Raw genomic sequence first — 13,586 nt, 5'->3', positions numbered from 1 at the left:
GTCATGAGCGCGCCATTCGTTCTGGCCGTTCCCTCCAAGGGCCGCCTGCAGGAAAACACCGAGGCCTTCTTCGCCCGTGCCGGGCTCAAGCTGTCGAAGGCCGGCGGCGCCCGCGACTATCGCGGCACGCTTGCAGGCCTCGACAATGTCGAGGTCGCCTATCTCTCGGCGAGCGAGATCGCCTCGCAACTGTCGCGCGGCCTCGCGCATCTCGGCGTCACCGGGGAAGACCTGGTGCGCGAGAACATCGCGGACGCCGACAAGCGCGTGTCGCTGATCGACGGGCTCGGCTTCGGCTACGCCGACGTCGTCGTCGCGGTGCCGCAGGCCTGGATCGACGTTCGCACCATGGCCGACCTCGACGACGTCACCACCGGCTTCCGCGAGCAGCATCACATGCGGATGCGGGTCGCGACCAAGTTCATCAACCTCACCCGCACCTTCTTCCAGAGCCACGGCATCACCGATTACCGCATCGTTGAAAGTAGCGGCGCGACCGAAGGCGCGCCGGCGGCCGGCAGCGCCGAGCTGATCGTCGACATCACCACGACGGGCGCGACGCTCGCCGCCAACGGCTTGCGGGTGCTCGACGACGGCGTGATCCTGCGCAGCCAGGCCAATCTGGTCGCCTCGAAAGAGGCCGACTGGACGCCGCAGGCGCGGGAGACCGCGCGCGTCATCCTCGATCACATCGCAGCAAGGGCGCGAGCCAACAAGTATCGCGAGGTCCGCACCCGCTTCCGGCAATGCGACGCGGCGCTGCTCGGCGAAGCCCATGGCCGGTTCGGCGTCGAAGCCCCGTTCGGCGGGCCGACCTCGTCGGGCATGTTGACGTTGCACTGCCCGCCGGGACAGCTCTATGCGCTGGCAAGCTTCCTGCGCGAGCATGGCGCCGAGACCGTCTCGGTGGTTTCGCTCGACTACGTGTTCGACCGGGAGAACCCGCTGTTCGCCAAGCTGGAGGCGTTCCTGCGGCAGTGAGCCTCAGGCCGTTCGGCTTTTCCGTTCAGCTTTGCGACAGCAAACGGCAGCTACCATATGCTGTTAAGATGACTTTGAACGCTTCTGGAACTTGATCGATGACGCTGGGCTCCGACGTTTCCGGCATGACGACGACCGCAGGCACCGCCGCGGCGAAGGGACTGTCGATCGTCGTCCCCGTCTACAACGAGGCGGCGGGCCTCGCCGCCCTGCACCAGCGCATCTGCGATCTGGCAAAAACCTTGCGGGAGCGCTATCGGCTGGCTTGCGAGGTCGTCTATGTCGATGACGGCAGCAAGGATGCGACGCTGGCGATCGCCCGCGCGCTGCCGGCCGACGCGATCGACGTCCAGGTGGTGTCGCTGTCGCGCAATTTCGGCAAGGAAGCGGCGCTGATGGCCGGCCTCGACCATGCCCGGCTCGGCGCCGTCATGTTCATGGACGGCGACGGCCAGCATCCGCCGGCCCTGATCGAACAGCTGGTGCGGCACTGGATCGATGACGGCTATGACGTCGTCTACACCGCCAAGGCGCATCGCGACAACGAGACCTTCCTGCGCCGGGTCGCCGTGCACGGTTTCTACGCGCTGATCAATTGGGGGGCACGGCAGAAGATTCCCGAGGACGCCGGCGACTTCCGCCTGCTGTCGCCGCGCGCGGTCACGGCGCTCAGGCAGCTGCCCGAGCGCAACCGGTTCTTCAAGGGCCTCGCCAGCTGGATCGGCTTCCGCCAGATCCGCGTCGACTACGAGCCGTCCGCGCGCGCCCATGGCGTCACCACCTTCAACGCCGCGAGCCTGCTCGGCCTGTCGATCGAGGGCCTGACCTCGTTTTCGGTGGCCCCCCTGCGCTTCGCCAGCCTGCTCGGCGTCATTCTCGCCGGGGGCGCCTTCTTGTTCGGCCTTTCGATCCTCTGGGAGGTGTTCACGACCGGCAAGCAGGTGCCCGGCTATCCCTCGCTCGTGATCGGCCTGATGACGATCGGCGGCGTGCAGCTCATCATGATCGGCATCGTCGGCGAATATATCGGCAAGATCCTCTCCGAGCTGAAGGCGCGCCCGATCTACTTCGTCGCCGAGCATAGTGAAAAGCACTTCGAAGCGGCGCAGGACGCTTCGAGCGACGCCGCGAAGAGGACGGCGGCCGAATGAGCGCGGCCGCGGGTCTGCGGCGGATCTGGCTCTGTGCCGACGATTACGGCATCAGCCCGGGCGTCAACCGCGCCATCCGCGACCTGATCGAACGCGGCCGCCTCAACGCCACCTCGGTGATGATGGTGGGGCCCGCAATCGCGCGCAGCGAGGTCGAGGCGCTTCAGGCCTCGGCGAAGACGAGCCCGCGCTGCGCGATCGGATTGCACGTGACGCTGTCGGCGCCGTTCCGTCCCCTCACCATGCATTTCCGCCCGCTCGACGGCGACATGTTCATGCCGTTTCCGAAGCTGCTGCGCGCGGGCATTTTGCGGCGGCTCGACCGCGAATTCTTCCGCAACGAGGTGAAGGCGCAGCTCGCCGCCTTCGCCGAAGCGTTCGGGCGCGCGCCTGACTTCGTCGACGGCCATCAGCATGTGCAGCTCTATCCGCAGGTGCGCGACGGCTTTGTCGATGCGGTCCGCGAAGGCGCGCCGAACGCCTGGGTGCGCCAGGGCGGCCGCGACCTGCCGCTCAAGCAGCGGCTGGCCTCACCCAAGGCCATCGTGCTCGACGTCCTCAGCGCGCAATTCCGCCGCCGTGCCGGCAGCGCGGGGCTCAGCTTCAACCCGGGCTTTGCCGGCGCCTATGACTTCACGCGGGCGGCCGATTTTGGCGAGCTGATGCGGCAATTCCTGGAAGGCTTGCCAGATGGCGGCCTCGTGATGTGCCACCCCGGCTTCGTCGACGATGTCCTCGCCGGCCTCGATCCGATGACGGATGTCCGCGAACGCGAGCACGCCTATCTGGCGGGCGACGCCTTCGCGCGTCTGCTGGCGGACAGCGGCGCCACGCTGGGATGACACCGGCGGACAGCAAGCCGCGGGGCAGCTTGTCGCATACCGAAATTTAATCCGGCCGGCACTGTTGGGGCCACAATGGAACCCTACATCTGCTTCGCGCTTGTTTTGCGCGAGGGAGACTGATCATGACGCCGCAGGAACGCCAGCTCGTCGACGACCTTTTCGACCGGCTTTCGAAACTGGAAAACGCACCGCGCGATCCCGACGCGATCGCCGCGATCTCGGACGGACTGCGCAAGGCACCCGGCGCGATCTATGCGCTGGTGCAGACCACGCTGCTGCAGGACGAAGCGCTGAAGCGTGCCCATAACCGCATCCAGGAGCTGGAAGCGGCCCATGCGCCCGAGCAGGCGCAGTCCGGCGGCTTCCTCGACACCATGCGCGATACCTTGTTCGGCGGAGGCCCCTCGCGCGGCTCGGTTCCGAACGTGCCGCCGCGTGACACGCGGCCGGTCTGGAACAGCGGCGGAGCGATGCAGCAGACGCAGCCGGGCTACGGTCAGCCGCCTTACGGCCAAGGTCAGGGCCCGGGCCAGGGTTATGGCGCACCGCCGATGGGCGGTGGCGGCGGCTCGTTCCTCGGCACCGCGGCGGCAGCTGCGGCCGGCGTCGTCGGCGGCTCTCTGCTGCTCTCGAGCATCCGCGGCATGATGGGCGGATCGCATCAGCAGGCCTTTGGCGACACCAACGCCCTCGGCGACCGCAGCGCTGGTGGAAGTCCTTGGGGCGGCAGCGACCAGTCCGGCGGCTCGCTCGCGCGCGATGCCGGCCTCAACGACATCGGCTCGAACCGGGAGTCCCGCCAGAGCTTCTCCGACCAGGCGAACAACGATCGTAACGACAACGACCAGAACTACGGCGACAACAACGACGACGGCAATATGGACGTAGCCGACGACAGCGATTTCGGCGGCGACGACGATGGCGGCAGCGATTACGCGTGAGCAATTCGTCCGAAAGATGCGGACGGCCGCCTCTCGGCGGCCGTTTTCTTTAGAGCATGGGCTCGAGCGTCTTTTGTGCCACGGCAAGGAGAGAGGACGCTCGATATAATATGACTAATGCGCAGCTCCATTGGACTGAGCTGAAGGTTACCCGACGCGCCTGAATTCACCATGACAAATCAAATCGCCGTCTGACGCGTGCGACCGTAGACTCCCGGATTTCCAAATTCGGACATGGGTGTTCAACTGGAAGAACACGTTGCTCATGCCACACACCAATGTGGTTGCCTCTCTTGGTTATAGTCGGGGTTTTAAAAATGAGTCCACTTCAGCAGCGCATCGCAACCCTGACCAACGTGACAACTCATCTCATCACCGAGTTGTCGGAGTTGGAGGGACTGCACGAGCGCCTCAAGAAGGCAGAGCTGTCGGCGCGGCGGTTGAAACGCTCCGTTCGCGCATCGCTTTCCCATTCATCAACTCGTCGTCGCTGCTCTGTTGCCCCTCGTCTCGGTTCGAGGCGGCATCGTCGGCCAGCCTAAAGCATGATCCGGAAAAGTGCGCAGCGGTTTTCCGAAAAGATCATGCTTTAAGCGCGATGACGATTCATCCTGATCGCATCGCGCTTTGGACCTTGGCCGGAGGACGTACGCCGGCGGCGCGCAACGCCTTCGATGCCGCGCGTCGCGAGCCGGCGCGACACGCGGAGTTGACGGCTCGCAGCGAGCGCTGGGCTACATCACCACGACCTTGGTGCCGACATTGACGCGGCCGTAGAGGTCGATGACGTCTTCGTTGCGCATGCGGATGCAGCCGGAGGAGACGTTGGTGCCGATGGTCCAGGGCTCGTTGGAGCCGTGGATGCGGTACAGCGTCGAGCCCAGATACATCGCGCGGGCGCCGAGCGGGTTCTCCGGACCGCCTTCCATGTGCCGGGGCAAATCGGGACGGCGCGCGATCATTTCGGCCGGCGGCGTCCAGTCCGGCCATTCGCGCTTGGCTGTGATCGCCTTCACGCCGGACCAGGTGAAGCCGGGACGCCCGACCCCAATGCCGTAGCGCATCGCCCTGCCATTGCCCTCGACGAGATAGAGGAATTTGTTCGGGGTATCGACCACGATGGTGCCGGGACTTTCCTTGCCGCTATAGTCAACAGATTGCTTCTCGAACCTTGGATCGAACTGACGCTGCCGCGGGTCGGCCGTCTCCTGCTGAACCGCGCCTTGCTGATATCCACCCTGCATCTGCGGCTCGCCCATCGGCGGCAGGCGGCGCTGGTCGTAATAGCCGGGCTGCTGTTGATAGACCGGCTGCTGCGGCGCGTAGGCCGGACCGCGGCCGGGACCGTCGCCGAACAGGAACTCGATGAAGCCGCCGCCCATGTTCGCATTGGAGGCGACGCGCACCGGCGCCGGCGGCACCTGCGGCTGGTAGAGCACCGCGGGCGGATCGTTCGGCACCGAATTGTCGAAGGCGCTGGCACTGTTTGCGCCGGCAATGAAGGTGCAAGCGCTGCCAAGCAGCGCGACAGACATTTTCTTGAACATCGACGTACTCTGTACTGTTTCGTCTAGATCACATGCGCCGTGGAGAGCTGATGGCTGGTCCGCGCCCCCGACGTGGTCAATAAAAAGCAAAAGCCGTTTTGTTTGGTAAACAGAAGCGGCGTTTGGATTCACCACGTCGTCAGCAGCGGGGCAATTTGGCGATCAGCGTTTATTTTCGATGAACGCCGCGCGCCCATGGTTAATCGCTTCTTTGCGCGCCGTCGCGCGCAGCCGCACAACAGTTCCTGCCGTGAACTTCGTGTTAAATCGCTTCTGCCTACAAAGACGCGTGAGTGAGGTGGGGGGAGTATCCAGATGGCTGTTCACCGCAAACGTTTTCGCGTCGAGGATATCGCTGGTGGCGAGATGCCGATTTTGGACGTAACTGAAGAGGCAATCCCGATGCACAGCGAGATCATGGCCGAGCTACGTGCGATCCGTGCACAGATGGCGAAAGGCACCGCGCCCTTGCCCTTGTCCGGCAGCGCAGCCATGGCGGCGATCGACGCCTCCACCGCCCACGAGCTCTCCGAGGCTCGTACCATGCTCGAGACCTACCGGGCCCAGATCGAGCAGTGCGAAAAGCTGAAGGTCGAGCTCGACCTCATCCATGACGCCATCGACCGCACCAAGCGCGAAATCGCGACACTGCACGGCAAGAGCTTTGACGGCGGCGAAATGGCCAAGGTCAATGGCGAGCTCGGCGCGGTGGTCGGCGGCACCGAGCAGGCGACCCAGCAGATCCTCGAGGCCGCGGAGTCGATCGACCAGGCCGCCAGCGCAATGTCCAAGGTGGACTCGATCGACCAGCAGAAGCGGCTCGCCGACGACATCCAGGAACGCGTCATCTCGATCTTCGAGGCCTGCAACTTCCAGGACCTGACCGGCCAGCGCATCAGCAAGGTGATGGGCACGATGAAGTTCATCGAGCAGCACATCAATGCGATGATGGAGATCTGGGGCGGCGTCGACGCGATCAAGTCCCACGTCGTGCCGCAGGTCGACAATCGCAGCGAGGACGACAAGCTTCTCAACGGCCCCAAGCTCGCCGGCGACGTCGGCCACGCCTCGCAGGACGACATCGACGCGCTGTTCGACTGAGCGGACGCGACATAGCGAAAAACAAAACGCCGGCGAGAGCCGGCGTTTTTGTTTTTGGCCCAGCCCGTCATTCCGGGGCGGCTCGACAGAGCCGGACCCGGAATCCGGAGATTTAAGGCAGGAAGCTCACCACATCGAGATTCTCAGGTGCGCGAGTGCGCACCATAGTTCGCGCTTCGCGCGCCCCGGAATGACGGAAGACGAACATCACGCCCGCGGCGCGCAGCGGACGTAGACCATGTTGCCGTAGCGGGTGGCGGCGTCCTTGTCGATGAAGCGGGTGATCAGGACGCGGCCGTCGAAGGAGATGATTTCGCGGTCCTGCTCGCCGGGGGTCGGACCCGCCGGTCCGATGTAGTTCTTGCCGCTCGGCGAGCCCTTCAGCCGCAGCTCCTGGGGCGTTGCCTGGTCGGCCAGATGCATGATCACGCCGCCGGAGGAGCCGGCGGTGATCACGTAGGGATTTTTGCACTGGGCCCGGGCGGCGGCCTCGGTGCGGGCGCGGTCGGCGGGGTTCTGGAACGAGGCGAGGCCCCAGCGACCGACGATCTCGTCGCCGCGAATGGTCGCAGGCATTTCGGGCGCGACGCCCGGCTCGGCTTCGGGCGGCGGCGAGGACGACGAGAAGGACGGCAGGCTCATGCCGCCGCCGCAGGCGCCCAGCAGCAGCGCCAGACAAGAGGCGGCGGCCAGATTGGCAACCGTGCGCGCGTGAGCTGAACTGATCATGGCATTCCCCCGAACAAGACCATGGCCGCACCCCTCCTGCAGCCAAGCGCAAAACCGCTGCCGGAGCAATGACGTCCTTTAATACGTCGGCGCCCCGAACAAGTTTCCAGTGCCACCATCCTATATCCGCCTCACCAATCGCTTAACCACCTTTGCTTGACAGGATCGCGGCCAAGCCATATTTCCGGGCCCACTATTAGCACTCGGAAAGCCCGATTGCTAAGCACGCCGTTCGATCCTCGGGATAGGGGGATGGACGGAAGCGCCGCCCCACCCACTTCCACTACTTCCGAAGCGAGCCTCCAAAGGGAAACGTCATGGCTAAATCCAAATTTCGTCCGCTGCATGACCGTGTCGTGGTCAAACGTATCGACGCCGAGGAAAAGACCAAGGGCGGCATCATCATTCCGGACAGCGCCAAGGAAAAGCCCTCCCAGGGAGAGGTCGTCGCCGTCGGCCCCGGCGGCCGTGACGAGACCGGCAAGCTGACCCCGATCGACCTCAAGGTCGGCGACCGCGTGCTGTTCGGCAAATGGTCGGGCACCGAGGTCAAGATCGACAACGAAGAGCTCCTGATCATGAAGGAGTCGGACATCATGGGCGTACTGGCCTAAGGCCATCCGCCTGAACAGCCGCTGAATGTCATGCCCGGATCCAGGCGGTCCGGGCATCCATCATTCCGCCGGGTTCGGTCCACGAATCCCGGAATTGATGCGACGGGCGTGCGGCAGACACATCACCAAACACGAGGGATTGCTAAAATGGCTGCCAAAGACGTCAAGTTTTCCGGAGACGCGCGCGATCGCATGTTGCGCGGCGTCGACGTTCTCGCCAACGCCGTCAAGGTGACGCTCGGCCCGAAGGGCCGCAACGTCGTCATCGAGAAGAGCTTCGGCGCACCCCGCATCACCAAGGACGGCGTCACCGTCGCCAAGGAGATCGAGCTCGAGGACAAGTTCGAGAACATGGGCGCCCAGATGGTGCGTGAGGTCGCCTCCAAGACCAACGACCTCGCCGGCGACGGCACCACCACCGCCACCGTGCTGGCCCAGGCCATCGTGCGCGAAGGCGCCAAGGCGGTTGCCGCCGGCATGAACCCCATGGACCTCAAGCGCGGCATCGACATCGCGGTCGCTTCCGTCATCAAGGACATCGAGAAGCGGGCCAAGCCCGTCGCCGCCTCCTCCGAGGTCGCCCAGGTCGGCACCATCTCGGCCAACGGCGATGCCGCCATCGGCAAGATGATCGCCCAGGCGATGCAGAAGGTCGGCAACGAAGGCGTCATCACCGTCGAAGAGAACAAGTCGCTCGACACCGAAGTCGACATCGTCGAGGGCATGAAGTTCGACCGCGGCTATCTCAGCCCCTACTTCGTCACCAACCCCGAGAAGATGACCGCCGAGCTCGAGGATGCCTACATCCTCCTGCACGAGAAGAAGCTTTCGGGCCTCCAGGCCATGCTTCCGGTGCTGGAAGCCGTGGTGCAGTCGGGCAAGCCGCTCGTCATCATCGCCGAAGACGTCGAGGGCGAGGCGCTGGCCACCCTGGTCGTCAACCGCCTCCGCGGCGGCCTCAAGGTCGCCGCCGTCAAGGCGCCGGGCTTCGGCGATCGCCGCAAGGCCATGCTCGAGGACCTCGCCATCCTCACCGGTGGCCAGCTCATTTCCGAAGACCTCGGCATGAAGCTCGAGAACGTCACTGTGAAGATGCTCGGCCGCGCCGGCAAGGTCGTGATCGACAAGGAGAACACCACGATCGTCAAGGGTGCCGGCAAGAAGCCGGACATCGAGGCCCGTGTCGGCCAGATCAAGGCGCAGATCGAGGAGACCACCTCGGACTACGACCGTGAGAAGCTCCAGGAGCGTCTCGCCAAGCTGGCCGGCGGCGTCGCGGTGATCCGCGTCGGCGGCGCCACCGAGATCGAGGTCAAGGAGAAGAAGGACCGCGTCGAGGACGCTCTCAACGCCACCCGCGCCGCGGTGCAGGAAGGCATCGTCCCCGGCGGCGGCGTCACGCTGCTGCGCGCCAAGAAGGCGGTCGGCCGTCTCACCAACGCCAATGCCGACGTCCAGGCCGGCATCAACATCGTGCTGAAGGCGCTCGAGGCTCCGATCCGCCAGATCTCGGAAAACGCCGGCGTGGAAGGCTCGATCGTGGTCGGCAAGATCCTGGAGAACAAGTCCGAGACCTTCGGCTTCGACGCCCAGACCGAGGACTATGTCGACATGATCGAGAAGGGCATCATCGATCCCGCCAAGGTGGTGCGCACCGCGCTCCAGGACGCCTCCTCCGTGGCCGGCCTGCTGGTCACCACCGAGGCCATGGTCGCCGAAACGCCGAAGAAGGAAGCCTCGCCCGCGATGCCCGGCGGCGGCGGCATGGGCGGCTTCTAAGCCTCCGTTCCGTTACAATGTTGCGAAGGCCGCCTCCGGGCGGCCTTCTTTTTTGCCGACCCTGCCCCTCCGCTTTCCGATTCAACCGACGGCCAAAACCCACTACGGTGACGCGCCGATTCGAATTGTTTGGGCATGATCCTCTCGGAAAACCGCTTCACACTTTCCGGATCATGCCCGTTGCGCGAGGATTTCATCGATGCGTGCGCTTCTGGTTTGTTCGACAGCCCTTTTGGCTCTGCTTGCAGCTTCTCCGCATTCCGCATCCGCCCAGATGAAGCTGTCGCCGAAGGCCACGACGCCCGGTGGGCCGGAGACACGCTATTTCACCTCGATCGACGGGCTGATGGACGGCAATGCCGACGTGATCCTGAAGGAGACGCGCCAGGGCAAGACGGTGACGGCGGCCGTGCTCGACGTCTGCTATCCCGTCGCAAAGAATTCCGACCGCAAGGACCGCTTCGTCGTCAATCTCCAGGTCGCGGGCCAGACCCTGACCGGCACCACGCAGAGCATCAGCGAGAAGTCGCCCGTCAGCGTCAAGCTGCTGCGCAAGCAGAGCGGCGACACCTTCGAATTCCGCGGCCAGATCAGCATTGGCCAGGTCGTGACCGAGGTGACCTCGCCCGACAATTCCGATCTCAGCGAGAAGGAATTTCAGGACAACCAGACCTCCGACGACGGCATCACGCCGCAGCCGAAGGATTTCACCGACGTCTCGCCGGAGGCGATCGCGGTCAAGGTCAAGCTCGACGCTGCAACCGACTTCCTGAAGAGCCTGAAGGGCCAGGCGGTCGAGGTGACGCTGGCGAGCCTCACGGTCGGCTGCGATGCGCTGCGCGCAGGCGAGCAGACCATCAACATGTCGGTCGATCCCGAGCGCGCCGGCGCGCTGCTGGCGAAATTCAAGGCGACGCCGGGCGTCACCTCCGCGGGCTGGACCGCGGGCATGACCGAGATGGACCGCACCATCCGCTTCGCCGCAGCCGACTGGCGCGAGGGCGACAAGATCAGCAAGGACAAGCTCGCGGCCGCCGTCTCGAACGTTTTGAGCCGGACGCTCGCGGCAAAGCCGGTCTCGCAAAGCTTCAACCCCGCCACGGGCAAGCTCAAGCTGGTCTTCAAGCGGCCGAACCCGGATTTCCCCGCGCTCGATCTCACCGACACGATCGAGGTCGCAGGGCTCGTCTCGCCCGACAAACCGGGCGCGACCGACAAGCTCATGCTGTGGATCGGCAGCCCCGCGACGACGACCGCCGACGAGAGCAGCGGCGCCAAGCTCAATCTCTCCGACGACACGTCGGTCGACGAGGAAGGCGAGCAGCCCGACGACAACGGTTCGATCGAGGCGCTTGCCAAGGAGCTCAAGGGCCAGCGCTGGGATGCCGACAAGTCGGTGTGGAAGTAGGCTTTCGTGCCCCGGACGCTGCGCAGCACGTCAGTGATGCGCAGCAGAGCCGGGGCCCAGAGGCCACACACGAATTTGCCGATAGAAAATCTGGGTCCCGGCTCTGCGGCGCATCGCTTGCGCGACGCGCCTTGTCCGGGACACGAGAGCGGAGCTAATTCCCCGTCGTCCTGAAGCGCAGTGGCTTGGGGCCGATCAGCGTCAGCACGTCGCCCTGACGCTTCCAGGTCTCGACGCTGCTCAGTGCCGCGACCAGATCGTCGTCGGCCTGCGCCCTTGCCGGCGGGCAGGAGCGATCCTGGATCTGACCGGGGACGAAGATCACGGTGTTGCCGGCGACCGAGAACTGGCCCTTGCCGCCCTTGCACCAGAGCTCGAGCACGACCTCGCCATGGTCGCCGATTTCGATGTTCGGAATTCGCTTCGAGCCTGCTTGCGGCAGCGCTTCCAGCGTCATCTCGGTGCCGAACGGGAAACCGTCCTCGGCACGCGCGACAATGGACATCGCTAGCATTGCAACCGCAGCACACACCAATCGCCTGAGCGAAACCATGAGACCTCTCGTCCGACCTGATTTGCCGCACCTTCTATAAGACGGCGGCGCCAATGAGAAGGTTCGCTCAACCTGGAGCGCGATGAGATTTGATTGGGCGCAAAAATCCCCGCGGGGCGGAACCTCGCGGGGATTTGCGTTCGAGCCGGAGTTGGCCTGCTACTTCAGGACCATTGCCGTGAACGGCCAGACATAGGCCTGCAACGTCACGAGCACGCCGACGAGACAGGCCAGCACGATCGAGTGCCAGAACACGAAGCGCAGGATCGTGCCCTCGTGCCCGTACCAGTTGGTGGCAGTGGAGGCGACCACGATCGACTGCGCGTCGATCATCTTGCCCATCACGCCGCCGGACGAGTTCGCCGCAGCCATCAGGACCGGCGACAGGCCGAGCTGCTCGGAGGTGATCTTCTGCAGGTTTCCGAACAGCACGTTGGAGGCGGTGTCCGATCCCGTCAGCGCCACGCCCAACCAGCCGAGCAGCGTGCCGAAGAAGGGATAGAGCACGCCGGTTGCGGCGAAGGCGAGGCCGAGCGTCGCGTCGACGCCGGAGAGCCGCGTCAAGGTGCCGATCGCCAGCATCGCCGAGATCGTAATCAGCGAGATCGCACAGAGCCGGATGGTACGGCCGTACTCGGTCACGAGCTTGCCGGGACCGACGCCCATCAGGACACCGGAGATGATCGCCGCGATCAGCATGCCCGTGCCGGTGAAGGACAGGTAGGTGAAGCCGAACACGGCGCTCTCTTTCGTCGGCCCTGGCGCGACCGGCGGCATCTTGTTGATCATCTGGTGCAGCTCGGGCACGGGATAGTTCCAGACGAAGATCGAATTCGCCCAGGCCTTGAACGCCCCGTTACCCCAGATCAGCATCACGATGCAGACGATGATCCACGGCAGCAGCGCGCCGAACAGTTCGCTCTGCGTCAGCGGCGTCTTGTCGAGCGGTTTGGCCGCCGCCATGGTGGCTGCCGATTCATCGCGGCCGCGCAGCGCCGGCGACAGCCAGAGCTGCCTGGGCTGCCAGACTTTGAGGAACAGGATCAGCGCGCCCATCGAGATCAGCGACGCGCCGATGTCGACGATCCAGGGGTTGATGAAGTTCGAGATCACGAATTGCGGAATCGCGAACGACACGCCGGTGACCAGGATTGCCGGCCAGACATCCTTCATGCCCTTCCAGCCCGCGAACGCCCACACCACCCAGAACGGCACGATCAGCGAGAAGACCGGCAATTGCCGGCCGACCATCGCGCCGAGGATGTAGGGATCGAGCCCGGTGACCGAGGCAAGGCCCTGGATCGGCGTGCCCAGCGCGCCATAGGCGACCGGCGCGGTGTTGGCGATCAGCGACAGGCCGGACGCCGCGAGTGGCGAGAAGCCGAGGCCGATCAGCACGGCGCCGGTGATGGCGACCGGCGTGCCGAAGCCCGAGGCGCCCTCGAAGAACGCGCCGAAGGAGAAGGCGATCAGCAGCAATTGCAGCCGCCGGTCCTCGGTGACGCCGCCGATGGCGCGCTTGAGCAATTCGAAGCGTCCCGTACTCACCGTCACCTGGTAGAGGAAGATGACATTGAGCACGATCCAGCCGATCGGGAAAAAGCCGGTCACGATGCCCAGCACCGAGGCACGGATCGACATGTTCGCCGGCATGGTGAAGACGAAGATCGTGATCAAATTGGCCACGATCACGGCGATGACCGCCGCGATATGCGCCTGGACGCGACCGCTCGCGATCAGGACCAGCAGCGTGACGACGGGCACCGCCGCCGCAATCGTCGACAGCACCGGACTGTGCAGCGGATCATAGACTTGATTCCACATGGTCTTCCTCCCCCACGCATGTTTGCGGCAGACGGCCCGCGTGGAGAGCCGATCCTGCTTGACGCTGGAAGCGATAACCCCCGAGCTGGACGCGAATTCCTCGCGAATGCGGC

At 64.8% G+C, this 13,586-nt stretch carries 12 protein-coding genes; 8 read left to right on the top strand and 4 right to left on the bottom strand.

The genetic code is table 11. The annotated features are described in order from the left end of the window. Positions 1–3 precede the first annotated feature (3 nt). From hisG to XH81_RS23695, 4 genes are all read left to right on the top strand, one after another. Complete coding sequence (hisG, locus tag XH81_RS23710; protein WP_028140102.1) at positions 4–981, top strand: ATP phosphoribosyltransferase; 978 nt, start codon at positions 4–6, stop codon at positions 979–981. 98 nt (positions 982–1,079) lie between these two features. Then, on the top strand, positions 1,080–2,132 hold the full coding sequence (locus tag XH81_RS23705; protein WP_028140101.1) for a glycosyltransferase family 2 protein: 1,053 nt from the start codon (positions 1,080–1,082) through the stop codon (positions 2,130–2,132). Beyond that, a complete protein-coding gene (locus tag XH81_RS23700) occupies positions 2,129–2,974 on the top strand; it encodes a ChbG/HpnK family deacetylase (protein WP_028140100.1) in 846 nt (281 codons plus the stop codon). Before XH81_RS23705 ends, XH81_RS23700 begins: the two co-directional genes overlap by 4 nt. 125 nt (positions 2,975–3,099) lie before the next feature. Further along, on the top strand, positions 3,100–3,918 hold the full coding sequence (locus XH81_RS23695) for a DUF2076 domain-containing protein (protein ID WP_028140099.1): 819 nt from the start codon (positions 3,100–3,102) through the stop codon (positions 3,916–3,918). 734 nt (positions 3,919–4,652) lie between these two features. Here the strand turns inward: XH81_RS23695 and XH81_RS23690 are convergent. Next, the gene (locus XH81_RS23690) at positions 4,653–5,465 is read right to left on the bottom strand and encodes a L,D-transpeptidase (protein ID WP_028140098.1); all 813 of its coding nucleotides are present in this window, start codon (positions 5,463–5,465) and stop codon (positions 4,653–4,655) included. A 315-nt stretch (positions 5,466–5,780) separates the two neighbouring features. On the opposite strand from XH81_RS23690, the gene XH81_RS23685 reads away from it, so the two are divergent. Then, the gene (locus XH81_RS23685; RefSeq protein WP_028140097.1) at positions 5,781–6,566 is read left to right on the top strand and encodes a protein phosphatase CheZ; all 786 of its coding nucleotides are present in this window, start codon (positions 5,781–5,783) and stop codon (positions 6,564–6,566) included. A gap of 207 nt (positions 6,567–6,773) precedes the next feature. On the opposite strand, the gene XH81_RS23680 is transcribed toward XH81_RS23685, so the two are convergent. Beyond that, complete coding sequence (locus XH81_RS23680; RefSeq protein WP_028140096.1) at positions 6,774–7,295, bottom strand: hypothetical protein; 522 nt, start codon at positions 7,293–7,295, stop codon at positions 6,774–6,776. Between the two features lie 317 nt (positions 7,296–7,612). Here XH81_RS23680 and XH81_RS23675 point away from each other — a divergent pair, with 317 nt between their 5' ends. From XH81_RS23675 to XH81_RS23665, 3 genes are all read left to right on the top strand, one after another. Beyond that, positions 7,613–7,909: a co-chaperone GroES gene (locus XH81_RS23675; protein ID WP_018321905.1), complete on the top strand. Its 297-nt coding sequence runs from the start codon at positions 7,613–7,615 to the stop codon at positions 7,907–7,909. A gap of 147 nt (positions 7,910–8,056) precedes the next feature. After that, positions 8,057–9,688, top strand: coding sequence for a chaperonin GroEL (groL, locus tag XH81_RS23670; RefSeq protein ID WP_038974643.1), 1,632 nt, complete (start codon positions 8,057–8,059; stop codon positions 9,686–9,688). Between the two features lie 199 nt (positions 9,689–9,887). Further along, positions 9,888–11,096 (top strand): hypothetical protein, encoded by a 1,209-nt coding sequence (locus XH81_RS23665; RefSeq protein ID WP_028140092.1) that lies wholly within the window; start codon positions 9,888–9,890, stop codon positions 11,094–11,096. 154 nt (positions 11,097–11,250) lie between these two features. Here the strand turns inward: XH81_RS23665 and XH81_RS23660 are convergent, their stop codons facing one another. Beyond that, the gene (locus XH81_RS23660; protein WP_028140091.1) at positions 11,251–11,649 is read right to left on the bottom strand and encodes an META domain-containing protein; all 399 of its coding nucleotides are present in this window, start codon (positions 11,647–11,649) and stop codon (positions 11,251–11,253) included. A gap of 159 nt (positions 11,650–11,808) precedes the next feature. Beyond that, a complete protein-coding gene (locus tag XH81_RS23655) occupies positions 11,809–13,473 on the bottom strand; it encodes an L-lactate permease (protein WP_028140090.1) in 1,665 nt (554 codons plus the stop codon). Between the last annotated feature and the right edge of the window lie 113 nt (positions 13,474–13,586).

Source organism: Bradyrhizobium sp. CCBAU 25360, from assembly GCF_028128695.1.
Classification (GTDB): domain Bacteria; phylum Pseudomonadota; class Alphaproteobacteria; order Rhizobiales; family Xanthobacteraceae; genus Bradyrhizobium; species Bradyrhizobium ottawaense.
The sequence above is the reverse complement of the archived record's forward strand: the minus strand, read 5'-3'. Positions and strand labels throughout refer to the sequence as shown.